The following is a 24,682-nucleotide window of genomic DNA, read 5'->3' as shown; positions in this document are numbered from 1 at the left end:
CAAGGACTTGGCCTTGGCTGGATGCTTGGTGGACAAGTCCCAAAGCGGAGACCTGTTAGTAATGCCTGGCGGGATGGTTGAAAATTCCCGGCTCGACTGCGTGTTCGGCCAACCTCAGTCGCAATCGTTGCGCGACCGTATCGGTGAACTACGCGACCGTGGCGGTAGCGCTGCGTGGGATCAGCGCGCTCAGCCAGCTATGGGCCCAGGTCACAAGGTTCGTGCAGCATGACAGCCAGTGGATGGGAAGAGTACCTGAGGTGGAACCAGGGCATAGCGGAGGTCGTCTACCCGGAGGGTTCGGAGGCCGTTCCCACATATATGGACTTGGAGGCCCCAGAGCTTAGACGGATCGCCGAGTTAGCAGACCACGTTGGCAGTGACCCGCGGAAGGCTCTGTCCGGCGCAGTCCGTCGTATCACGGTGGATGGAGCTGGCCACTTTCGGCTCTCGCCAGTGGTTGATTCCACGAAACTCTGGATGCGAGAGGAGCACAAGCAGCCGCCGCCCTGTCTGGCTTTTCTCGCGGTCACAGTGCTGGCAGCCGAGGATATGGGCAATTCCCGAGAGGATTTAGCGCCCCACGCCTACTACGCTCGGCTCGCCCGATTGCTCGGCCTCCGGGATGACGATGCCATCCTGCGCCAGCAGTATACGAAGCATGCTGAGTACCTCTGGCGATCGTTGAACACATGGCTTGAGGACCTTAACGGCGAGCGTGGATTGCCCACGGCCTATGCGCTGACGCATCGATACGTGGGTTTGCCGATGTCGCAGGCTCTCGTTCGCGAGGGTGACCGCCGAAAATTCCCCCTGATGTTCGCCCAATTTGGGCTGAGCCCCGGCATGCAACTCGCGCCGGAAGACCTCATCCGTTATCTCGATCACTGGCTGACCACCGAGGGTTCCCCCGCAACCTCTAATCTTCGTCGACTATGGACGCGTACCGCTAGCCACGAACGCATTGCTGCCGTCGCCGCAGTGGAGCTTGCCAACTGGGACGGTGTTATCCAAGGCGCTGCGCCGGTTACCGCTACCACTCTTTGGTCGAGAGCCCTCGTCGTTGCGAACCTCCGCACGGGGTTCACGAATTCATCCTTGGACATTTCTCTGGGGCTGCGCCCGATTACGTCCGACATGGACGGGCAGATGGAGGTCCTGTCTACCCAGGGATCTTGGTTACCCATCACATTTTCGCCAGGAACCGCGGGCCTGTGGCGGACAGCATACAGCGAGACCATCGACTTTCACTCGATGCTCGAGGGCATGGTTCGCATTCGCCATGCCGGCGACGAGGATGGAACGGAGTATAAGCACTTTCCGCGGACCGTCATCCCGTTGGTCTACGACGAGTTGCAGTCTGCATTCGTCGAGTCGGAGAGACTGCAAATTGGTGTCGATTCGCTGTTATTAGTCCGAGGTGTAGCTCAAACAAAAGTGAAGACCGCCGTTGTGGAGACGGTTCAACAGATCCTCAATGAAGCGGCGCGACCTGGCTTCCAACAAGTAGAGCAACTTCCCGGTGTGCCGGAAGGGTGGGTTCTCTTCAAAGATGTACAGCTTTTCGCGGCACCGACCAACACGAGCCTCAATGAGCTTTTGCCCTTAGCTAGGAATCAGCTGACCATCGCCGGCGGTTTGCGGATTCCGTCGCGAATCCGGAAGTGGTCGACGCTGGACCCCCCCGAAGTAAGAGCTACGGCTCAAAGCGAATCACACCTGCGCGTAGTTCTCACGGAGGCATCATCGGATCAGGTTATCTGGGAATGGACGTCTCACAGCGGTGTTCTGGTCGGGCGCCTACGCGATATCGAGCTCACAGACGGCGACTATCAGGTGGCACTGTTCATCGGTTCCCGGAACAACCCCGTGCAGCAGGCGTCGATAAGGCTCCGCTCGAGTGACAACGTAGACGTCTTGTGGTCGGACACTCCACGGTTGACATACGGCTTGAGGAATCCTCTTGGATCGATTTCAGCTTCATCGAACGATGATGACATTCGTGTTGACGGCATGGTGGTGACGGGTGAGGCAGAGGTGGTCCCTACCATCAGGGCGTCTAGCGAGGTCACTTGGACTGCGGACCAACCGGCATCAACCCGGAGCACCATCCAAATTGGGACGCCAGATCCCAAGTCATGCATCGTCACCGGAGCGCACCACATCCAACTCCCACCCTACCTAGGAGGCCACCAACCGAGATTCATCGAGGGCGTGTGCAAATACTGCGGCCTTGTTAAACGGTATCCGGGTTGGATGCGCCGCAATCGGTGGCAGGGAAAGAATAGGTCTGCCGCAACCAGCGCGGTTGAAGTTAGCCACTTAACAGCTGTAGCAGAGCAAAGCGGCCCGAACTGGGATGCTGCACTTGACGCGCTTATGCATTTGGGTGGCGGATCCATAAGCACGCTGGAATCGATTGCGCTCCAGTTAGAAGGCTCGTCGCTGTTCGTTGATAACTTTGTGCGGCGCCTGGAGGCCCTCGGACACATCGCGGTCGAGCGTAACCCCGATGACGGCTGGCGACCGATGCGCTGGAATATCTCGCCCTCTTGCTTAGCGCAGAGTTCAGACGACGCCTACAGATTGGTGGGGTTTTGGCCACCGAAGCTCCGGAATCAATTTTTGAAGAGGGTTTCTGAGTCCGACGGTCAGCTGATGACCGCGCCTCCGGTGGGGTGCCCGACGCAGATCTCAATTGCGGGTGTCGCTCTGGAAGATGTTGAGCTGCTGAGCGCCGACGACGCGGAGGTGTCAATAATCGATGCCGCGGGATCGCGAATCTTGCACGCTCTCCCGAGGTTATCGGCCGTGGCGCAAGGCTTGCCCCGCATACCGATGCCAGGCTTTCAATCGGCAGAGCGATTCGATCTCGGCACGGCTGCTTGGTGTCCAACTGGAGACCCTTTTACACCAGGAGCTTATCGGCTACGCCGCGGATTCGAAACCAAATATATCTGCAGATCCGAAGCCGACGTTGAGGCTGACGTGGCTGCTCTCGCCCCGGTGTACCTCTGCAAGCATCTGGCTGCCAACATGCAAGGCAAGACTTTGGCTAGCTACAACGCCCAAAGGCGCAGTGTGATTCTCCCGCAAGGATGTAACCTTCCCATCCTCTATGGTCGCGCGCTCGTCGCTATTTCAGGCAGTCTTCCAGTGCCTACAAAGCTAGAGGTGAAGAGCCGCAAACGCGTGTGCATCGCGTACCACAATGTCGATGGGGACGCTGCCGACTTGCTGTTTACTCTCCTCACTACTTAGGAAAGCCGTGGAACACCTCACCCCCATTACACTGGCGAACGGCCTACGAGACGCGTACCTCAGGTATTTCGACACCGCGTTCTGGCTCGACGACGAGTCGGTGATGCGCGAGAGACGCGCGTTGCTGGAACGCCCCGGTGCGCTCGTTGGGCAGGTCATGATTGAGCCGGTTATCCCTTACGCCAATACCGAGCGTCTGCTTGATGTCGCTCGAAGTTCAGGGATCTCCGAAAGCGTCGCGAGACAAGTTGGTAGCGCCCTCTTTCCGGGGATAGCCCCTGTAGACATTGCTCTCAGAGAGCATCAGGCGAAATCGATTGCCCACCACTTTCAAGATGAATCGCCCAAACGAAATGTGGTGGTGACGTCAGGGACGGGGTCTGGTAAGACGGAAGCTTTCCTATTGCCGTTGCTGCTTCGCCTCGCCAGCGAAGCCGAGACGTGGTCTGCCCAACATGAAGCCCACTGGTGGTGGGATTCGCCGGATCCTCATTGGCAGCCGATGCGCCACCCCGAGACGCGTCCGGCCGCCATTCGCGGCCTTATTCTCTACCCGACCAACGCCCTAGTTGAAGATCAAATGACTCGCCTGCGACGGGCTGTTCGCCGTATGCGGGAGGCTTGCCCGAACAAGCCGATCTGGTTTGGGCGCTATACCAGTAGCAGCCCGGGATCGGGCGCGACCCCGAAATCTGCAACGGCGGTCCGGGAGATTGCCGCTGAGCTGTGTCAATACGAAAGGGAGTATTCGGATCTCGAAAAATCCTGTGCCGCAAGGTATTCAACGATCGATCTGAGCCAGTTTACGGATCCCCGATCCGGTGAGATGGTCACCCGGTGGGACATGATCGCCCACGCGCCGGACTTGCTGGTCACCAACTATTCAATGCTGAACACGATGATGATGCGGCATTTCGAAGATTCTATGTTTGCGCAGACAGCGTCCTGGTTGAGCAACAGCCCGGATCACGTCTTCACGCTGGTCGTAGACGAACTCCACATCTATCGCGGTACCCAGGGCAGTGAAGTTGCCATGATCGTCCGTGCACTATTGCGCCGCTTAGGCTTATCCCCGAATAGCCCGCAACTTCGAGTGATCTCTACATCTGCGTCACTCACCGATACAGCGAGCGGTCTGGATTACCTCGAACAGTTTTTCGGACTCGATCGCGAAACTTTCACTATCCAGCCAGGTCGGCAACTCGCCGTCGAGTCGCCAAAGACGATCAGCCCCGAACAGGTTAACGAGGGCGCTTTCGATGAAGCGACGGTTTCCCACATCATAGCTGGGGCTTGCGCTGATCCAGATGAACAACGGATACGTGCCAAGTCAGTCGACGCAATCGCCGAACGCATATTTCCCAACGCGGACAATGCCGTGGAACTGGTCGAAAAGCTACTTCGGCAGCTCGCCGACTCAGACCCCAGCCCTTCGTCGATACCCCTCCGTGGTCACGTCTTCGTGCGTAATCCGCGAGGTATCTGGGCTTGCAGCAATGCCGAATGTCCCGGAATTATTGGTGACACCACAGACCGCCAGGTCGGACGCTTGTATAACACTCCGCTGACTGCGTGCGCGTCCTGCGGTTCTAGGGTGCTCGAGCTTCTTTATTGCTATGAATGTGGAGACGTCAGCCTGGGGGGATTCGTCGTAGACCGGAGTGGCAACGAGGTATTGCTGGCACCCGGACCCGTCACCGAAGACCAAGGTGGCAAGCTTGTATTTCTCCGCCCTGCAAGAGAATTCTTTTGGTATCGGCCGGGTGTACAACTCGCGAGCACCCGCGAGTGGAGCAAGGATGGTGTGCGGCTGGCATTCGCGCCCACGGCCTGGAACCCGGCGCTCGGCGTCGCCGAGATTAACGGTCCAAATGCCACTGGCATAAGTCTAGCGATCGCTGGTGCTGCGCCGGAAGATCGAATTCCAGCACTTCCCGACCGTTGCCCGGCTTGTGGCTTCATCTCTCGCGTACCGTCAAAATACCGCTCCGGAGAGCTATTTTCGCCCATCAGGGGGCACTCGGGTGGTCCGACAGCCGCAATCCAACTTTATCTTTCGCAACTCATTCGCTGCCTTGCTTCGGGATCTTCGGACCGCGAAGCGATCATGGATGCCAAGACGATCGTATTCACCGATAGCCGGGACGATGCTGCTCGCACCGCCGCAGGCGTAGCGAGGAACCATTACCGCGATCTAATACGACTGGTGCTCAGACGAGAGATCAACACGAAGCCAGATCCGGTCGCGACTTTGGACACGATGATTGCGACGTCCATGGCGACCTTGCAAGAGCGTGGGTTCGCAATCGCTGCAATCGCGAGGATAAAGCAGCAAAATGGTCTACAGCTAGACGAATCAGACGAGCGCGCACTCGCGCAAGCTATCACCGAGCTCGCCAAATCGCGAAGCACACCATTTAACGACTTGTGTCAGCGCGTGGCCGATGTACTCGTCTCCTTGGGCGCCAACCCCGGCGGCCCAAACCCCTATAACCAGACGTTGGAAGATCGAGTCGACGGCACCACACCGTGGTATCGCGCTTTCAATCCCCCCAAGCCGGGTTTGTGGACCGGGCCACCGCTGCCCCAGGGTCAGGCTAAGCTGAAAGCCGCACTGCGCACATCCGTCATCGAGGCCACGTTCGATCGGGCTCGACGAGATCTTGAATCGGTTGGTATCGCTTTCATTTCGGTTGATGGGCGTAAGCCAGTCGCTGGACCGCTTGACGATGATCAACAGTTTGAGTTGCTCGCGAGTGTCTTACGGATCCTAGGACTGCTCGGCCGGACGGAAAACAGCGAGCGAGGCGGGATCCGCCCGGAGGCGTTGATGCCGTCACCGATCAAGAGGTTTCTCGAATCCGTTGCAGTCAAATTGGGACATGACGCGGCTGCCCTGGAGCTTCAATTGGAGGGAATGGCGTCCGATCCGGCAGTGGGTCGAGCGATTGCTGGATGGCTGCTTAAGACCGGGTCCGCTGATTCGAGCCTGGTTTTCGAGCCGGCAACGGGGCAGATGTGGCGCTGCAAGCGCTGCAACTTTAATCATCTTCATCCAAGCCTTGGCGTCTGTGCGAACAGGCAATGCTTCGGCCGAGAGCTCGTGCTGGTTGATGCAACTCAAACCGAAGTACAGGACTATTACGCGTGGCTTGCGCATCAGGAGCCACGGCGCCTTGCGATTGCGGAACTTACAGGTCAGACAAAGCCTCTTTCGGCTCAGCGTGATCGCCAACGACGGTTCAAGGGTGCGTTCACCTTGACAGAGAATGAGCTCACAGACGAGCTGGATGTCTTGTCTGTCACCACGACGATGGAGGTCGGCGTCGACATCGGCACACTGCGGTCGACGATGATGGCCAACATGCCGCCGCAGCGGTTCAACTATCAGCAACGCGTGGGTCGAGCAGGTCGGTCGGGACAAGCACTGAGTTTCGCGGTGACGGTGTGTCGCGACCGCACCCATGACGAGTACTACTTCAATAGAACGGATCGCATCACTGGAGACAACCCGCCGCAGCCGTTTCTCGACCTAGGTAGAAAGCAGATCGTACAGCGTGTAGCGGCCAGTGAATGCCTATTCGAAGCCTTCTCGTCGTTGCAACATGGCCCCGAGTGGACGCCACAGAGCAATCACGGGTGTTTTGGTCAAATGCAAGAGTGGTCCAGGTTCCGACCAGACGTGGCTCAATGGTTAGCGTCGGCGACCTGCGTCGACGACATCGTTGACCGCTTGGCCGCGCACACACCACTAGATCTGACGTCGGTCTCCGAGATCAAGCAATGGTTAAAGTCTTCACTTGTGAGTGAGATCGATGCTGTAGTTGCTCTCGAAAGCGGTTCAGCTGAAACTGAACTCAGCGCAGCACTGGCGAGGAATGGCATACTGCCCATGTTCGGGTTCCCCACCCGCGTACGAAGTCTATGGAGTGCACCAATCAGGAACCGTACCGCTATGCGGGACAACGTCATCAGCGACCGAGCGCTCGACATGGCAATCAGCTCGTTTGCGCCGGGCGCGCAGGTAGTAAAGGACGGGTTGGTCCACAAAGTTGCCGGCTTTGCTGCCTATATACCCAAGGGAAAACTCGTGCAATCGGTCGATCCGTTGGGCACGCCGCACCCCCTCGGTCGCTGTCCGAGATGTGGACGAACCGAGTTCGGTGTCGAAACAATCTGTGGTGCCTGCCACGAGACACTCCAACGGGTGGTGCTGTATGAGCCTCGAGGCTTCCGAACCGACTATCGGCCTCGGCCGTTTGATGATGATCTCGACGTCTTGCGCGGAGCGGGTAGTCCCACGTTGACTCCAAACGTGCTCCCGACGGACCGCGCCGAAGTGTGTCGGGTGGATCTCGACCTCTACTCGCAGAGCAGGCTTGTGTCGATCAACGATAACCTTGGCCGCGGCTATGTGTTGACTCACGAACCTGACGGGACCGTGCTTGCGGAGCCCGGAGCAGCGGGAAGCCCGGCCCTCAATGTAATTGGTGAAATTCGAGTCACAGACGCGTTGCTAGTGACCCCAAAGCGGCTCGACGTGAAGACTGGTGCAGTGGCGCTGTATGACCAGCCATCCGGCCGGGCGGCGTACACGTCTTTGGCTGAGGCACTTCGCCGTGGCGCCGAGGTGCTCCTCGACCTTGACCCGAGCGAATTGACTACCGGCCTTACACCCTTGAGGCTGCCGCTTTTCGGTGCCGAAGAGTCAGACGTCAAAGCCCAAGTCGCCGCGGCGATATTCCTAGCGGATACCGCTGCGAATGGCGCTGGCTACGCTGTCGAGCTAGGACAGCCTGACCACTTCGAGACGCTGCTAAAAAGCACATTGGACGACCTGCGCGCCATGTGGGATGGTGCCGACCACGAGGAGCGTTGTGACACGTCCTGCCCAGACTGCCTGCGCTCATACGATAATTCGCGAAAGCATGCACTCCTCGACTGGCGCCTCGCGCTCGATATGCTCGAGCTTTGCACCGGCGCAAATCTAACGGTGCGCCGTTCGCTTCCCCCGATGACCAAATGGATTGAGACAGCTGCTTACGCGCTAATGGGGTCGAAAGTTGAGCACATAGGTGATATTCCACTGATCACTCGTGACGGGAAGTGCGTGATGCTCTGCCACCCGCTATGGCGATTGGACCCTGCGTTATTCACTGATGCGCAGGCGGCGGCATTTGATGAAGCTGAAAAGAAGTTCGAAAATGTGGCGGTTGAGGACATTCGCACCTTCCGACGAAACCCCCTCGCGATCTGGCTACACCTTCGGTGAACGAGGGCAAGGTAGCAATCGGGAGAATCCGAGAAGACGGTTTTGGATGTCGACGACTTTCTGGGCGACGGCCTCGTCGATTTCGGTGACTCGGCTGGGCATCGGTCTAAGTTGTGTTGACCGGAGCTCAGTGTTGCGAACCGGGATTGTGAGATGCCGCTGGGCACTGACGTTGATGCGGACGCAGAATCGTTGCACCTACGCCCGTTGATATCCGCAGCGTGATGATCAAGTTTGCGAATCGGCACCCGACAAATGGTCTAGTTGTGGGCCCAGTATCGAGCGATCAACGGCATCCGCGTGGCGCGCGCGGCAGTGGCGTCGCGCACCTGCGTTTTGAAGGTGGCAAGGAAACATCGACTGAGCGGAGCCCCACACCGGTGTGCCTGTGATTGAGTTCCGTATGTCATAGGATCGCGTGCGTGGAGCAGACCCGAAAGCGAACGAGGCTCAAACCGGACGATCCTCGCCACGGCACAATAAATGGGTACGGCAATCATTATTGTCGCTGCGACAAATGTAAAGAAGCCAATCGCCTGATCCACGCCGAGTACATGAAGCGCCTACGCGCAGAGGGGCGAATCGTTGGGAAGCACGGCACTGACTCTGCCTACGACTCCGGCTGCCGGTGCGACCTATGCCGCAAGGCGCATAACAAGAAATCTCGCGAGTACAAGCGCGCCCGACGACGTAGAGACATCTGAAGGGCAAGTATCACCGGGCTGGGTTCGCCGACCGAGAAGATCCTCGACGAAGGCCGCTGCGATCATGACTTTGCCCCCGGCCACCGAAAACGGTCGAGCGCCTGGTGTTCGAATGTGAACCGGCGCAACTGATCGAGTAGCTTACCGGTTTGGCTGAAGCGTTTGTCGTCGCTGGCAAAGGTCAGATCGGCGATGGCTTCTGGATCGTCGAGCAACTCGGCCGGATCGGCTTCCAGTTCAACCTCTTCGGCAGCAAAGTAGTAGGGGAACCGGCGCGGAGATTTGCGTAACGGTTCACAGTGCCATGCCGTGGATTATCCGGCGCAGGCTCCAACATGCTGGGTGGCTCGGACGTGAAAAGTGATCCTATGGCATTCTCTCAGCCGTTGGTGTCGTCTTCCTCGTCAACGCTGTCTTCGCCGTACGGATCGGTGAACTCGTAGAGCACTGAACCGACCAGGCGCTCAATGGCAATAGCAGTCGGGTCCGGCGGCGGGCGGCCTTCTGCGTAAGCTAAACGCTCGGCAGCGATGAAGGCTAGGCGTACGGCCTGAATGACAAGCACTCGCCGTAGGCCCTCCGACACTTCACCGCGCTCACGAGCGACCGCCGCCAACCGCGAGATTGTTTCCGCCCGCCGGGCGATGCGGATGTCGGGATGCTTTCGCTCCTCGCACACCTCCTCGTCAATCAACGACCACCGAAGTGACGGCGGCATTTCGACCGTCTCCGACACAGGCGGGATCTTCTCGTTCAGGATCGCCTTAAACCGTGACTCTTCAATCGCGTTGAGATAGGCGGTGTACTCGTATGCATCGAGCGCGCGTTTGGCTTCCTTGTTCTTCGCGCTAACGCCCTCCATGTCCCACAGCGGCCACATCTCGGCCTCAGCCACCTCGAACACGTCGAGGATGCGCATCGCGACCGCATCGCTACGCTGGTTGGTCAGATGCCGACGGATGCGGGTGCGCAGCTTCTCGTTGGTCTGGCCGACATAGATTGGCTCGCCATCGTAATCGTAGAAAGCGTAGACGCCCCACTTGGCGTTCGACCACTTTCGTCCCTGGTCGTCCTGCTGCTCGAGGAATGCCCTCAGCCGCTGGCGGAAGCTCCGCACGTCGGGCGCAGGCAGCGACGACTTCGCGGGCCGCTTCGGCTTCGGACTGGGTGACGCCGTACTCTTACTGGACACTCGCCGACAGCTCCAGGTCCGTCAGCGGCGCTGCCAGCTCGCCGCGCAGCAGCGGCATCAGGTAGTTGACGCCGAGCCAACGCACGACCGGCACCGCTACCGCGTCGCCGAACCCGAACAAAGCTTGGTTAGTCCGAGCGCCATCGAGGTTGTACGTGCCCGCGCCCATCAGCCTCGCGTACTCCAACGGCGTCATCCACCGCACCTCGAGACGCTTGTTGCCTAGCCGGGCCACGGCTTGCTTCGATGAGCCGCCGCGCGCTGTGCGAAGACAGCCGGAAATGTCATCGGGCCGGACCTCCCAGACGGCCACGCCGGCGCGGGTGCGCCGATAGGCCGTGCGGTACGTGACGCCTTTGGCCCGCTTGAGTTCGGCCACCCGCTGGCGCTGCATAGGCGACAGCGACGCCACGAATGCCGCCGTTCGCTCGGCGTCCCACCACCGCTCATCGCCGATGGGTATGTCCTCGATGAGCGCGGACAGACCCTTGATGCGGGGCGCGGGCGGAGACGGCAAATGTGCCCGATGAGTGCGCAGACTCGGGTCGCCGAACACCCACTGGAGGTAATCGGGGCGGAGCTCCGAGTGCGGCTCGGTAGTGTCGGGCGGCGGATTCTGCGCGCCGATGACGAACATGCGTGGGCGCGACTGCGGAAGGAAACGGCGTGCGTCCAGCGTCAGCACGTCAACGGAGTAGCCGAGGTCGTTGAACCCTCGGATCGCGGCGGCGAGGTCGTCACCGCCGTGGGACGTGGCTAGCCCGGTTACGTTCTCCAGCACCACGACCTTCGGACGGCTGGCCTCTAAGAGCCGCAGCAGTTCGACGAAGTGCCAGAAGACGCCAGACTCAGCACCTGCCAGACCGGCCCGCCACCCTGCGAGAGACAAGTCAGTGCAGGGAGAGGATGCCCATGCCAGCACGGCGTCGGTCGGCAGATCGGAGGCTTTGATGTCAGCGATGTCGCCTAGCGCGAAAGTGTGGCCGTCGGACTCGCCGAAGTGCGCGACGTACATGTCCCGTTTGTCAGGCTGGTAGTCGTTGGACCAGACCACCTCGAAACCGGCCTTCTCTAGGCCCATGCGCGCGAGGCCGATCCCTGCGAAAAACTCGATGGCCTTCGGCTTGGAGCGGGTGTTGCGAAGCTGAGTCACGTTCCCCACGCGCAGCACATTATCGCCGAGCACCCACAAATCCTGCGCGGCGCTCCGATAGCGTTGCTATCGTGGCCGAATCGTGGGCATCAAGCGACCACGCGCGGCGGTCGATGCAGGGCAACCGGAGCCGCGACACCGCCCCCGAGCTAGCCGTGCGGAGGCTGGTTCACGGAATGGGTCTGCGCTACCGCGTCAACACCCGACCGCTGCCGACGCTCCGCCGAACCGCTGATTTGGTGTTCACGCGGCGGCGCGTGGCTGTGTTCGTCGACGGCTGTTTCTGGCATGGGTGTCCTGACCACCACCGCCAGCCCAGCGCCAACGCCGGCTACTGGACCGCCAAGGTAGCGCGAAACCGGGCGCGCGACATCGCGACCGACGAAACGCTGGCGGCAGCGGGCTGGACAGTGCTGCGGTTCTGGGCGCACCAATCACCCGCCGACGTGGCTGAGGCCATCCGGAAAGCCGTGACAGGCGCGGCGGCGCGGCCCTAACTTCGGTCTATCCAGAGCACACAGCTGGCGACTTTCCTGCTCAACAATCAATAGGCTGCACGCTATGGCACGTGGCAGAGCTGATATCGCAAACACCGCACTGAGGATTTTCCTTCAAGAAATGGGTGCCGAGTACGACAAGGAACGGGGTTTGATCCCATATCGGGGTGGCAAGGACTTCGCCACCATTAAGGAGTTCTTTGACGGAAAGTGCTGCTATTGCAACGCGGCACCCGCCACCGCACAGGACCACCTTATTCCCATGAACAAGTCCAGCCTGGGTCTACACGCCTGGGGCAACATCGTTCCAGCGTGCAGCGCATGCAACGCCGCGAAGCAGGGCCGTGACTGGAAAGATTTCATGATTCAGCAGGCAGGTGCGCAGGCAAGTGACCGGTACACGCGAATGCAGGCGTTCCTCGGCAAATACGGTTACCAGCCAAAAGGCGATTTACGAGAAGTCGCTGAAGCCCTCTACGACGACGTCGGTGCCGTTGCCATGGCACTCATTGCCTCAAAGATCAAAAGATTGTCGAACACGCTGTAATTCGCCCGCACATACCGGCGTGCGGTTCGGGCAGCTGTTCCAGCCCATGCCCCAGGGCTCTTGTCCGAGCTCGTTGCGGTGGAACGGGTCGGTAAGGTCCGGCAAATGACCAAACTCCGAATGCTCAGCTCGGTGCTGGTCTTGATCGCGGCGTTGTCGACCGGATGCGCACACCAGCGGCCAGGCGATAGCCAGCCCAGCACGTCGACCAACACCGGAGCGCCGACCACAACAGCACCCAACGCACCGACCCCGGCATCTGAGCCGCCCGGCGGTTACGTCGACGTCGTCAAGGAGGTCACCCCGAGCATCGTGACCATCGAGGCAAAGCCGCGGATGGGCAGCGGGGTGGTGCTGCGTTCTGACGTCGTGGTGACCAACGCGCACGTGGTGGGAGACGCCCGCGAGGTGACCATCGTCTTCGCCGACGGTCAGGATTCATCGGGCAAGGTGCTGGCCACCGACCGGATCACCGACCTGGCAGTGGTGCGCAGCCAACGCACCGGCCTTCCGGTGCCGAAGTTTCGCACCGACCTGCCCCAGCCCGGCGAGCGGGCGCTGGCCATCGGCAGCCCGCTGGGATTTCAGCACTCGGTGACCGCCGGCATCATCTCCGGGTTGCACCGCAACATCCCCGGATCGGCGGCCGAAAACCCGTCGCTGGTCGATTTGATCCAAACCGACGCGTCGATCTCTCCGGGCAACTCCGGCGGCGCCCTGCTCGATGCCACCGGCCGGGTGGTGGGCATCAACGAGGCCTACATACCGCCCAGCGCCGGAGCGGTGTCGCTGGGGTTTGCCATCCCCTCGGCGACGGTGCTCGATATCGCCGATCAACTGCTGGCCCACGGCAAGGCGCTGCACCCCTACCTGGGGGTGTCGCTGGGGCCGTTGACGCCGGCGATCCGCCGCCTCTCCGGTCTCGACGTGGACCAGGGTGCGCTGGTGCTCGGCATGGACCCCGACGCGCCGGCGGCCAAGGCAGGGGTACGTCCCGGCGACGTCATCGTGGAGCTGGCCGGCCAGCCGGTGCGCACCATCGAGGACGTGCTGACCGCGCTGCGCCAAACTCAGCCCGGGGAAACACAACCACTGGTGTTCATCCGCCGCGGCGAGCGTCATGAGGTGAAGGTGACCATCGGCGCCACACCCGGCTAAAGAACCGGGGACCCGGGGCGGCTTCTGCTGACAACTTTGCATGAACCTGGGCCGTCGCACGGGCTAGAGCGCTGCAAGGATGTGCATGGTGATCCTGGCCGTCGACCTCGGCAAGACATCCTGCAGGGCCGCCGCTGGCGGCCGGCGGGCCGAGGGAGCGGGCGCGCCGGGGCTCACCGCGCCTGGTGGCGTACGAGCCGCGGAGGCGGCGATCCTGGCCGTCGCACGCGAGCTCGGCCCGGTCGACGAGGTGATCGTGGGGGCTGCCGGGGCGCTGGCCGCGCCCGACGCGGCGCGAGCGCTGGGCAACGCGCTGCTGACTTTGCTGCCTGCCCAACGGATTACGGTGACCAGCGACGCCGTCATCGCCCACGCCGGCGCGCTGAACGGGCAGCCGGGCGTCGTGCTGATCGTGGGCACCGGCGTGGTCGCACTCGCGATCGACGCGGGTGGCACCCTGCGGACCGCTGACGGCTGGGGTCCATGGCTGGGCGACGAGGGCGGCGGTGCGTGGATCGGCGCCGCCGGCCTGCGCGCGGCGCTGCGAGCCTACGACGGCCGCGGGCCGTCCACCATGCTGCTCGACGCCGCGCACACGCGCTTCGGCGCACCGCAGACCTGGCCTGCGCAGCTCAACGACGCCGCCGCGCTCGCATCCTTCGCGCCCGACGTCCTCGCACTGGAGGGCGACGCCACGGCGCGGGCGATCGTCCACACCGCCGCTGAGCTGCTCGCCGCGACCGCCCGCGCCGCCGGCGATGGTCCGGTGGCGATGGTCGGCGGGTTGGCGGGGTTCGAGGCGCTGCGCGCGCAGCTCGACGACCTTATCCCGGCCGCCGGCGACGCGCTCGACGGCGCGCTGCAACTCGGGGCGATTCACGAGCCGCACGTGATCCGCGTGCAGGCGGACCCCAAAACCCTTGCGCCACAGGGGCTTGACGCACTGACCACCGAAGCGGTGCGCCCAGACCTGGACGACCTCGATGCGCGGCCGATCGGCGAGATCGTGGCGCTGCTCGTCGCGGCCGAGGGCCAGGCACACGGCGCGGTGACGGCGGCGATCCCGCGCCTCGCGGCAGCGGCCGAAGCGATTGCCGCGCGGCTCGATCGGGGCGGGCACCTGATCTACGCCGGAGCTGGAACGCCCGGGCGACTCGGCGTGCTCGACGCGGCCGAGTGCAGGCCAACGTTCGGCACCGACCTCGTGCGCGGTGTGATCGCCGGCGGGCCGGCAGCGCTCACCAAGGCGATCGAGGGCGCCGAAGACGCATTCGATCCCGCCGATCTCGCTGACCTGACCGCTGCCGACGCACTCGTCGGGATCACGGCGTCGGGCCGCACGCCGTACGTGCTGGGCGCGCTCGAGCATGCACGCGCGGTGGGCGCGCTGACCGTCGCGATCGTCAACAACCCGGGCAGCGAGGCGTCTGCTGATGTCGTGATCGAATTACTCACCGGCCCTGAGGTTCTCGCCGGATCCACCCGGTTGACCGCGGGCACCGCCCAGAAGGTGGTGCTCAACGCGCTCTCGACGAGCGTGATGATTGCGCTCGGCAAGGTCTACGGACCGAGGATGGTCGACGTCCGCCCGACCAGCGCGAAGCTGCGCCGCCGTGCGGTGCGCATCGTCCGAGATGCCGCCGGTGTCGACGAGGAGGCCGCGACTGCCGCGCTCGCTGCCACGGGCGGTCACGCCAAGACCGCGATCGTCGCACTGCTCGCAGGTGTCGACGCGGCCGAGGCCGCGGCTCGACTCGACCGGGCGCGCGGACGCGTGCGCAACGCGCTCAAGAATCGATAACCGTCCCAGCGATCTCCAGCGCGAACTCGCGCACCGAATACGTGGTACGTGGGGCTCAATCGGATAGGGATGGGCACCTGTATCGGTCACTGAATCTCGACCGCGATCTGCTGGATCGGATTTGGGTCGCGTCTAAACCCGAAAACAATCGGCACCGTCGGTAGACGACCTGACAAATTTTGCCGCACTGGGTGATGTTGAGGGAGCGGTAAACTCTTGCCAAATCGGACCGGTGGCGGATGCGAGACCAGGGTATTTCGTTATGGACGAAGATTTGCGGGTTGACCCGGTAGGTGTACGGGCGGCCGGTAAGCAAGTTGATGAGCAGGCTGAATCGTTCTTAGCGGGGCATGTGGCTGCCAATGAGCGGATCGCCGCTGCCCAAAACGGATTTATCGGGGAGAGTGCGGCGGCGTTAGCCGGGTTGGCGGCGCATTGGAAGGAAGAGAGCGCCAGCCATCACCGTGAACTTCGCCAGCACGGCGAGGACTTGCTGGCGGCTGCGGCTAAATATGAGACCGCCGACACTGACGCGGCCACAACTCTTGATGCCGCGGCGTCAGATGTGGCTGAGCGGATGGGCATCTGAGGGTGGGCTTGTGCCTCGCCGATCTGCAGGAGTGGGATCCCGAACAGATCAATGAGCTCGGCGAGGCTGCCGCGTCGCGGGCACGGCACAGCCGGGAAGCCGCGCGAAACATCGCCAACCTGCCGGTGTTCGCCACCTGGCGCGGCGAGGCCGCGCAAGCCGCCAAAGACGCTGGCACCGAGAAGAGCACCCGGATGGAGCTGTCGGCGCAGAACGCGTTTCGGGTGTGGGCTGGCGCGGGGCACGCCTATGAGGAAGCCGCGGCGGTCAAAAAGGAACTCAATGACATCTTCGCCGAGGCGAACGCTGCGCCGGCGGTGCACATCGACACCGCAACTAATGTGGTCATGCCGCCGGACACGAGCGGGTGGACTGACGAGGACGTAGCGAGGGTCACGGCCAAAGTCGAAGCGCTGCAACAAAAAATAGCGTCGTTACTTCTTACTGCGGAGAAAGCCGACGCCGATTTGGCGGCTGTGCTCAGAGCGGCCACCGCTGCTGAATCACCGGTTACCGAGCAATCCGGCGACCGGCCCTCGGATCCGAACGCCCCGACTGCTGCCTCCACATTGGCTGACCTTGGGCGCGCGAACGACCAAGCTGTTGTCGACGCCATGGCCAAGGTCAAGGCCGCTCAAAAAGCCCTCGATGAGGCGTCGAAAGACGCCTACACGCACGGGGCCGGCAGCCCGGAAGCCCAAACCGCACTGGCGAAACTGCCTGAGCTGAAGAAGAATCTGGCCACTGCACTCGATGAGTTGGGCAAGGTTCCTGACTATTCGGGCATCGACCCCAAATCGATGAGCATCGGCCCGGATGGCAAGCTGCTGTTCAGCTACAGCCTTAACGGCCAGACGATGCAGGTAACCGGTTCGTTGAAGAACGGCACCGGCGAAATCTTCGATCAGGGCAGCCACGCCTACTACACCTATAAGGACGGCCAACTGGTGGGCACCCGCATCTTGGATGAGGGCCGCGCCATTCCTAACGACGAGTTGCTTCAGAACGCGGTCTTCACCGCCGTGGGCGCCGGCCCCACCGCCATGGCCGGCAAAGCTGGCGCCGAAGTCGCCTGGCAGGGCATGCGAGCACTGTTCACCCGCGAAGCCGTCGAAACCGGAGCGGGCGCCGCGGCCGGTGTCACCGCTGACAACGTCCTACCCCGCGCCGTCGTCCAAGCCGAACACCGCGCCGAACTGGCCGCCCAGAACCTTGCTGACCATGCCCCCGTGTCCCATATACCCGCTGGCGCTGTCGCTGAGCACCCGACGCCGTTGCCGGCGAGTGAGCATCCGGCGCCGGTGCACGACCATCCGCTGCCCAGCGGCGAACCGCACGGTTCCCCGGTACCGACCGGCGATGTCGCGCACGCGCAGCTGACTGATTCTGTCGCACCTGCGCCTGCATTCACCTTGGACAACCCGTTGGATCATATGAGTCCACAGCTACAGGCGTTGTCGGAGCAGCATCTCACCGGCAGCGGCGAAACTGTCCTCGGGCCATTTAACCCTGCCGACGGCGGCCAATCGTATATCCAAGTTGCACAGGAGCGCGGAGCCAGCTATTTCGACATCGGGGAAGCGTGGAATGCGGCTACCCCCACCGAACGACTTGCGGCAAATCAGCATGTGCTCGACATGGCAATCGCTAACCGTGACACCATCACATTGTCAGTGCCGTTTAGTGAGGTCCGTACTGGAACATTTACTGCAGCGGGAAGTCGATTACTTGGAAGCGCATGGATATCAATTTGTCGATAGTCGTACACTAGTTCCCCCTACGAGTGGAGGTCGTTCGTGAAGACGCTACTTGAGTTTATACTTAACAATGTTGAATTCTTGTATCTTAATCCCGCTTATCGTTTTACTGATTCAAAAAATAGAGGTCTATCAGAGATTGATGCATCGATCTCTTTGACAAGTGATGTACTGAGATGGAATATCATCAACGATCGCGGCCAAATCTACTTCACTGTTGTGCCATTAAGCAGTGCCAAGAATTCGTTTTGGCTTTCACTCGTCCGGCAGTATCTGGAAGGCGGCAATGAGATTCAGGTTGTCGCACCCGTTGATGAGGCCAATTGGCTGTCAAGCAATCTGCCACGCGTCGAACGATTGTTTTCAGACGAGTCACAGATCGCTCGCATATGCGACGAGCTCGTTGCTTTGCGCGAGGCGAATGCGCGCAAACGTTCGGCGTCGTACCGACGTCTGACAACAGAATCTTGATACTGGGAGCCCTCGTACACCATCGCGCTGACAAGCAATGCAGAATTTCGTCCAAGCCGAACACCGGGCCCAACTGGCCGTCCGGTGCTGACTTATACAGGCAGGGCTACGCTTCTGGGATTGCGGTTTCGCAAGCAGATGATGCACATATCAAAGTATGCCTGAACAACGACTGCGCCATTTTGGTTATAGGTACTGCTGAAATTTTTAGTCACATTATGTTGAAGTCGGTCGATGACATTGAGCAGATCGGTAAAAGCGCGTTACCTGGTGATTGACCGGTGAAAAGCAACCGTTAATCAGTGCGTGCGCGCCATATGCGTCGAGAACCGCAACACCATGACCATGTTGATGTCGTATCAAAGACTGAGTCGAGCGTCTGCTCACCGAGTGGCAGATCGAGCTCGTGCCCTTTCGATGCGGAGCAAGCCGACGTCGTGAGCCGGGCCTACCGCGATTTCGGCAGGGCAGTGGACATCCCGCGACGCTCAACCTCGGCGACTGCTACTCCTATGCGCTGGCCCAGTGGCGGGTGAACCGTTATCCGAGCTGAACTGGGATCCCCGGGCTGATTGCTGTGATACAGGTCTGGGCCGAAGCTCACTCGACGAACACCGCCATCGACGCGGTAAACGTGTGCAGCGCATTGCGCCCGGCGATCGGGCCGATCTCCCCGCCGGCGAAAAACCCGGCCAGCGGTATCCCGCCGAGCAAGTCTGCGATGGTCGACGCGTCGTGATCGGCGACCCCGAACATGCGTCTTCCGCGCCCGGTGCAGGTGAACAACAGCGCCCCCACAGGACGACCGGACGACTCCGCCAGAGCACGCTCCACGCTGAGGTGCAGATCCTTATCGGCCCCTGCGGCGTCGCGCACCTGGAACTGCACGGTGGAGCCGACCTCGACCACGTCGCCGATCTCGATGGCGCCGGAAGCCGCGTCGGCGCCGAGCACCGCGCGGATCAAAAAGTCGCCCTGCTGAGGAGCCGCGAGGTGCTCATCGCCGACGATCCCGATGTGCAGGCCGGTGCTGACCAGTTCCTGCTCGTCGCGCGGCAGCCCCTCGATGATCTCGCGCAGCCGCACCATCGGCGGCATGCCGCCCAGCTCGGTGATCACGTCGTCTTGCGCGCCGGTGACGATGTAGGGCCGCCCGATCGGCCGGCAGCCCTGCGACACCACCGGGACCGCGTGTACCCCGGGCAGCCGCACCCCCACCAGCCCGGAGGTCAGCACCTCGCGGTCGCGGAAGAGCCGGCTCTGGCCGGGGCCCCGCCCACCACTGACCACGCCGCCCACCACGGAGGTCCCCGGCAGGTCCGCGTTGAGGTGATCGAGGAGCAGCTGCGCGGGAAACGTGTACGGGTCCGGCAGCAGCAGATGCAAATCCTTTGCAGCAGAATCGAATTGGTAGCCGGCGATCAGGGCACCCGAGCCGGCGCGCACGAAGTCCAGCTGGAACGTCTCGGCGGCCAGACCGGACGCCAGCCACACCGCCACCGCGGGCTCGTCCTCCAATTCGCGGCGGCCAGCCACCACCGTCTGCGCGACGCACCCGATCAGCGCGGGCGGCGCAAGCGTCTCCTGCACCGCGCCCAGCACGTCGCCGGCCGTGTCGGTGTGCGCGCGCGAGGCGAGCAGCACGGCCAGCGACGGCGCCGCGCCCGCGAGCTCGTCGCGGGCCTGCGCGGCAGCCTGCACCGCAGCCCGTCGCGCGTCGGGCACGGTGGAAACCCCGACTCCAATCCGCACCCTCCCATGATGCGCCGCCCGGGCGCTAGCTGGGCTGGAGCTCCTTGTGGAGTTCGCGGCCAAGCAGCTCCATTTTCATTGGCATCGGTGGCATCAGAAGCCGGCTTTAGATTGGTCTTCCCCCAACGGCTCAAAGTCCGCGGCAAACGGCTCTTCAGCTCCCTGACGGATCGTATGACCCGCGTGCTTGTGACATTCCGGTGCAGCCTAGTGGAACCGGGCGTCGAGTCTTGGTTTTCGAGACCGACATTCGAGCACGATGGCCTACGAACCGCGACAATCGAGCAATAAGTGCTGGCCACCTAACCATCACGGCGATCGTGGCGCCCCGGATCCGTCGTGCGCCGCTCCGCTCCAGAGCGTCAGCCGGCCATGATGTTATGACTCGCGTCCGCCGCCGTCGTCAGGTCGCCGCTCGCCTACTGTCGTCTCGAATGAAACGTCGTTAGGAACGAGACGACTGGGCATTCGATTACCACTTCGCTTGTGATCGGCGAGACGAATGCCTATCTGCGACGGTATCTGATCGTAGACAATGCTGAATGATGTGGTTCCCGTTCCGAGGAGCCTCCCAAGCTTTAGTTTCAGAACTCCTACGTTGGAGGGAGGAGGGGTTATCAATGGTTTGCGTTGGCAGCGGCGTGCTCGATGACCGGTAAAGCACGGGTGCACCAACTCGCAAAAGAGTTAGGTGTGACGAGCAAGGAAATCTTGGCACGGCTCTCCGAGGAAGGCGAGCCCGTTAAGTCCGCTTCCTCAATCGTGAAAGCCCCAGTCGCGCGCCGACTGCGTGCCGTTTACGCGAACAAACGGCCCCGCCATAGGCAGCGCCACGTCGACCAAAATCGCCGAGCATTAGGTACTGGCCACCCTCGGCGAAAAGACGTTGCCGACAAAGAGCACCTCACTGGTTCGCAGGTCGTCAGAATCCTCAAAGACTACCGTGAGGCTTACGCCTCCGAGAACCACAGCGATGCAATCAACGAGGTATATCTGAAATATGAGAATTTATATGGGGTTTCGCGGACCACCTTGCGCAAAGTGATAGGTGTTGATCGGCGACGCCACGCTGCAGACTACGCAGCGTTACGAAAATTGCACCGCAAAGAGCAGCAGGCGAAGCGACAGAGGCCCCAGAAGCAGCACGGGGCGCTAAAGCCGCCCGACGCCAGAGCGCGGAAGTTCGCGGCAAAGCCCCCGGACATCAGTATGGGTGCGTCTACTCGCCCACGTAATCGGCGGACCGGGCTTCCGGCGGGTGTGGCAGTTACAGACCTGGAGGCTGTCGCTGACATAATCAGGAGCAAGGATCCGAGTCAGAGCGATAAGGAAGCAATTACCGCCTGTCTGCAGACTTTTAACCCGACTCGAATCGCTGGCTACGGATATCTCGCATGGCGATATGCGGCGACTCGCCGCGGCCTAAACTCGCAGTTGCCGTCTGGAACGGATAATGACGATCTAGCGATTATGGCTCAAGTCGTTGACGTCGAGAGGCAACTTCTCGACCGGCTTGTTTCCGACGTTGGCGCATTTCTCGAACATCCGAATCTGGCGAAGCGCGCCATAGAGAGTGAGTTCCGCGACCTGATCGATCCCGACGACATCGGGCGCTCAGCGGCTGACGAACTGCGCCGCGTTAGGGCCAAGGATCGCTTCCTCCGGCGCGCTGTCGTCCTGATGATCGCAAGCCCGGATTATGACGAACGCTTGTGGACAATGCTTGGCCGGATACGGCCGCCGACACCAGGTCAGCTTGTAGAAATCACCCCACCGCTGATGGCGGCAATAGACAGACTCAACCAACAAATCTCAGCTGTTGAAGCGCTCTTGTCCTCAGATGACGAATCTCTAAGGAATTTCTTTCACCAGTCGCATTCGGAACTGATCGCCCTTCAGGCTGGACGGTTTGACTTCTTGCGGAACTTCCAGGACGTTGACTCCCCTTCGCCAAATGTCTCGCGTCAAGTAATTCATGGTCTTCCCTTCGCGATCCTGCCTCGGGGCGAGCAGCTCCGCAGGTTTCTCGACGGTCTGCGCTCATCGCGGCAGTACCTCGGCTACCGAGTCGATGTAAATCGCCTTACCGTCTTGGAAGATCTCGAGAATTATTTCGGCGCTTACATGTGCGATTGGTATGAAGGCTCCGAGTCGTCCAAAGGTGTGAACAATCGGTACTTGGTCTTGGCTATTAGATCTGCCAACGGATCCGTCGAAAACGCGGTCGCGATCAGTCCGCTGGCAGGACAGCATGCAACATACGTTGTCCGCGGCGAATGCGCAGAAGCGCATTGGGCCAACATCTTCAGCAATCCGAAGCTTGAGGCACGCCTTCGTGGCGCGCGGCGGCTACTATTTACCACCCCTGCTCGCCGTACCGACCAATACACAGCGATGCGGGACAAGATCATCACCCTCCTGGAATGCCACCGCGATGATTTTCACAAACGACTTGTCTTCGACGAAAACTCATACCGTTACCGTATGGTGTGAAACGTGCCGGATCCGTCACTACTACGTAACGACGTCGAGAACTCGTCTTTGGACGACGACCACGTGGAACGGTGGATCGGTTGCGCCCCCATAATAGGTTTCTAACACGGCTGTCGGGCGCGCAGCTGCGCGTCTGTGCACCATGCCTATTCTTACCGCCGCCGCTGTGCCGAATGGTCGACAGGAACCGGCCGGATGTCGCCGTGAGCTGCACCGAACTAGGTTGGTCCTCATGCAGATCCCGTTCGCCGACGCGCTGCTCAGCCGGCTGGGCCGCCGTGAGGCCGGGCTCGAGCTTCTCGAGGAGATCGAGGACGAGGCGAGCGAGACCCCCGACGCCGCCGATCTGCTGTCGGCCGAGCCGGCGCTGCTGCTGCAGCGGATGGAAAACCGGCTCATCCGCCACCACCTCGCGCACCCGGACGTGCTGCGCGCCGAGGAACTGCGCCGGCTGCGCTACATCCTCAACTTCGCCCGGCTCGCCGACTTCGAACCCGGCGCCGCGGGCCCGCGCGGAAGCCGCGGGCGCGGCGACGTCTCGGTCGGCGCCGAAATCGCGCCGTGGCTTTCCCGGGTCGCCGACGCGCTGTACGGGCCGCTGCGCGAGGAGCCCGATCCGATCACGGCGCTGAAGACCGCACGCGAGGCACTGGAGACTCTGGCCGCCGACCAAGACGATCAGCGGTGCGTGCTGATCGAGCGGCACGGCAATGACTTCTCGGCCGCCGAACTGGACGCCGAGGTCGGCTACAAGAAGCTCGTCACGGTGCTCGGCGGTGGCGGGGGAGCGGGGTTCGTCTACGTCGGCGGCATGCAGCGGCTGTTGGAGGCCGGGCATGTGCCCGACTACATGATCGGCTCGTCGATCGGGTCGATCCTGGGCAGCCTCGCCAGCCGCGAATTGCCGATACCGATCGAGGACTACCTCGCGTGGGCCAAGTCGGTGTCCTACCGCGCCATCCTCGGACCCGAGCGGCTGCGCCGTCGCCACGGTCTGGCCGGCGTGTTCGCGCTGCGCTTCGACCAGTTCGCTCACGCCATGCTCAGCCGCGAGGACGGCGAACGATTACGCATGTCGGACTTGGCGATTCCGTTCGACATCGTCATCGCCGGTGTGCGCAACCAGCCGTATTCGGCGCTGCCGTCGCGGTTCCGCCGTCCCGAGTTGGCGGCGTTGCGGCTGCAGTCGCTACCGTTCCGCCCGATCGGTATCGGCCCGGTGGTCGGCGCGCGGATGTGGCAGGTGGCCGCCTTCATCGACTTGCGGGTGGTCAAGCCGATCATCATCGGCGGCGACGACCCGGACCGCGACTTGGACGTCGTCGACGCGGCGTCGTTCTCCGCCGCGATTCCCGGTGTGCTGCACCATGAAACAAGCAACCCGCGGATGATCCCGCTGCTGGACGAGCTCTGCGAAGAAAAGGACGTCTCGGCTCTCGTCGACGGCGGGGCGGCCAGCAACGTGCCGATCGAAATCGCGTGGAAGCGCATTCGCGACGGGCGGCTGGGCACCCGCAATGCGTGTTATCTGGCCTTCGATTGCTTTCACCCGCAATGGGATCCGAAGCACCTGTGGCTGGTGCCGATCACCCAGGCGATCCGGTTGCAGATGGTGCGCAACCTGCCCTATGTCGATTATCTGGTCCGATTCGCGCCGACACTGTCGCCGGCCAACCTGGCCCCCTCGGCCGCGGCCATCGACCGCGCGAGCCGGTGGGGGCACAGAAGCGCCGACGTGGCAATACCGCTGATTTCGGCGCTGTTGGAGCCGGTGTGGTGGGAAGGTGAGCGCCCGCCGGTGCCGGACAAGCCCGTGACGCTCGCCAAATCGGTGGCCTCACCGATGAGCGCGGTCATGGCGGCGCTTGAGGTTCCCGCCAATCGGTTCGCGCGGTGGCGGAACCGGCTGACGTAGGGATGCCGCGCAAACGCTAGAGCAGTTCTGTTCCGAAGCACGCAATCGGAGGTAGTCGTAGTTCGGGGTCACGTGTGAGAACTGGCACAGCGCAACGAGCGTCGTTGGATCCGGTCAATC

14 protein-coding genes and 3 pseudogenes are annotated in these 24,682 nt (G+C 61.9%); 14 read left to right on the top strand and 3 right to left on the bottom strand.

Annotated elements, in window-relative coordinates; genetic code table 11:
* The first annotated feature begins 456 nt into the window (after window positions 1-456).
* The 3 genes from MSP7336_RS01885 to MSP7336_RS23650 all read left to right on the top strand — a co-directional run bounded on the left by MSP7336_RS01885 (window position 457) and on the right by MSP7336_RS23650 (window position 9,527).
* Entirely contained in the window at window positions 457-3,261 is a 2,805-nt protein-coding gene (locus MSP7336_RS01885; protein WP_142706715.1) for a hypothetical protein, read from the top strand.
* 7 nt (window positions 3,262-3,268) lie between these two features.
* A complete protein-coding gene (locus MSP7336_RS01880; RefSeq protein WP_113962925.1) occupies window positions 3,269-8,533 on the top strand; it encodes a DEAD/DEAH box helicase in 5,265 nt (1,754 codons plus the stop codon).
* Between the two features lie 853 nt (window positions 8,534-9,386).
* Window positions 9,387-9,527: a hypothetical protein gene (locus MSP7336_RS23650; RefSeq protein ID WP_181786505.1), complete on the top strand. Its 141-nt coding sequence runs from the start codon at window positions 9,387-9,389 to the stop codon at window positions 9,525-9,527.
* A gap of 89 nt (window positions 9,528-9,616) precedes the next feature.
* Here the strand turns inward: MSP7336_RS23650 and MSP7336_RS01875 are convergent, their stop codons facing one another.
* On the bottom strand, window positions 9,617-10,354 hold the full coding sequence (locus tag MSP7336_RS01875) for a GIY-YIG nuclease family protein (RefSeq protein WP_244917396.1): 738 nt from the start codon (window positions 10,352-10,354) through the stop codon (window positions 9,617-9,619).
* A 64-nt stretch (window positions 10,355-10,418) separates the two neighbouring features.
* Window positions 10,419-11,591 (bottom strand): DNA cytosine methyltransferase, encoded by a 1,173-nt coding sequence (locus tag MSP7336_RS01870; RefSeq protein ID WP_113964724.1) that lies wholly within the window; start codon window positions 11,589-11,591, stop codon window positions 10,419-10,421.
* Between the two features lie 62 nt (window positions 11,592-11,653).
* Between MSP7336_RS01870 and MSP7336_RS01865 the strand changes: the two genes are divergently transcribed.
* From MSP7336_RS01865 to MSP7336_RS24540, 9 genes and pseudogenes are all read left to right on the top strand, one after another.
* On the top strand, window positions 11,654-12,079 hold the full coding sequence (locus MSP7336_RS01865) for a very short patch repair endonuclease (protein WP_113962924.1): 426 nt from the start codon (window positions 11,654-11,656) through the stop codon (window positions 12,077-12,079).
* A 64-nt stretch (window positions 12,080-12,143) separates the two neighbouring features.
* Entirely contained in the window at window positions 12,144-12,626 is a 483-nt protein-coding gene (locus MSP7336_RS01860) for an HNH endonuclease (protein WP_142706712.1), read from the top strand.
* 105 nt (window positions 12,627-12,731) lie between these two features.
* Window positions 12,732-13,784, top strand: coding sequence for a S1C family serine protease (locus MSP7336_RS01855; RefSeq protein WP_244917395.1), 1,053 nt, complete (start codon window positions 12,732-12,734; stop codon window positions 13,782-13,784).
* Between the two features lie 79 nt (window positions 13,785-13,863).
* Window positions 13,864-14,601: pseudogene (locus MSP7336_RS24620) on the top strand (BadF/BadG/BcrA/BcrD ATPase family protein); the annotation flags it as partial.
* A gap of 81 nt (window positions 14,602-14,682) precedes the next feature.
* Complete coding sequence (gene murQ / locus MSP7336_RS24615) at window positions 14,683-15,585, top strand: N-acetylmuramic acid 6-phosphate etherase (protein WP_425325760.1); 903 nt, start codon at window positions 14,683-14,685, stop codon at window positions 15,583-15,585.
* Between the two features lie 262 nt (window positions 15,586-15,847).
* Window positions 15,848-16,174: a WXG100 family type VII secretion target gene (locus MSP7336_RS01845; protein WP_113962922.1), complete on the top strand. Its 327-nt coding sequence runs from the start codon at window positions 15,848-15,850 to the stop codon at window positions 16,172-16,174.
* Window positions 16,175-16,176: 2 nt separating this feature from the next.
* Complete coding sequence (locus tag MSP7336_RS01840) at window positions 16,177-17,934, top strand: hypothetical protein (RefSeq protein ID WP_113962921.1); 1,758 nt, start codon at window positions 16,177-16,179, stop codon at window positions 17,932-17,934.
* 36 nt (window positions 17,935-17,970) lie between these two features.
* Complete coding sequence (locus MSP7336_RS01835) at window positions 17,971-18,402, top strand: hypothetical protein (protein WP_113962920.1); 432 nt, start codon at window positions 17,971-17,973, stop codon at window positions 18,400-18,402.
* A 416-nt stretch (window positions 18,403-18,818) separates the two neighbouring features.
* Window positions 18,819-18,928, top strand: a pseudogene (locus MSP7336_RS24540) (type II toxin-antitoxin system VapC family toxin); the annotation flags it as partial.
* A 74-nt stretch (window positions 18,929-19,002) separates the two neighbouring features.
* Here MSP7336_RS24540 and MSP7336_RS01825 read toward each other — a convergent pair.
* Window positions 19,003-20,154 carry an FIST signal transduction protein gene (locus MSP7336_RS01825; RefSeq protein WP_113962919.1) on the bottom strand — a complete coding sequence of 384 codons (1,152 nt, stop codon included), beginning with the start codon at window positions 20,152-20,154 and terminating at the stop codon, window positions 19,003-19,005.
* 648 nt (window positions 20,155-20,802) lie between these two features.
* Between MSP7336_RS01825 and MSP7336_RS01820 the strand changes: the two are divergent.
* A pseudogene (locus MSP7336_RS01820) lies at window positions 20,803-20,970 on the top strand (translation initiation factor IF-2 N-terminal domain-containing protein); the annotation flags it as partial.
* 1,909 nt (window positions 20,971-22,879) lie between these two features.
* Window positions 22,880-24,562, top strand: coding sequence for a patatin-like phospholipase family protein (locus MSP7336_RS01815; protein WP_069398247.1), 1,683 nt, complete (start codon window positions 22,880-22,882; stop codon window positions 24,560-24,562).
* Window positions 24,563-24,682: the final 120 nt, after the last annotated feature.

Origin of the sequence: Mycobacterium shimoidei (assembly GCF_900417275.1) — a bacterium.
Lineage (GTDB): Bacteria > Actinomycetota > Actinomycetes > Mycobacteriales > Mycobacteriaceae > Mycobacterium > Mycobacterium shimoidei.
Note: the sequence above shows the minus strand (reverse complement) of the source record. Positions and strands in the feature narration are given on the sequence as shown.

What these genes read in the sequence shown, in the direction of transcription:
- MSP7336_RS01815 (WP_069398247.1), top strand. Translation starts at nt 22,880, where the DNA reads ATGCAGATCCCGTTCGCCGACGCGCTGCTCAGCCGGCTGGGCCGCCGT.
- MSP7336_RS01845 (WP_113962922.1), top strand. Translation starts at nt 15,848, where the DNA reads ATGGACGAAGATTTGCGGGTTGACCCGGTAGGTGTACGGGCGGCCGGT.
- MSP7336_RS01855 (WP_244917395.1), top strand. Translation starts at nt 12,732, where the DNA reads ATGACCAAACTCCGAATGCTCAGCTCGGTGCTGGTCTTGATCGCGGCG.
- MSP7336_RS01860 (WP_142706712.1), top strand. Translation starts at nt 12,144, where the DNA reads ATGGCACGTGGCAGAGCTGATATCGCAAACACCGCACTGAGGATTTTC.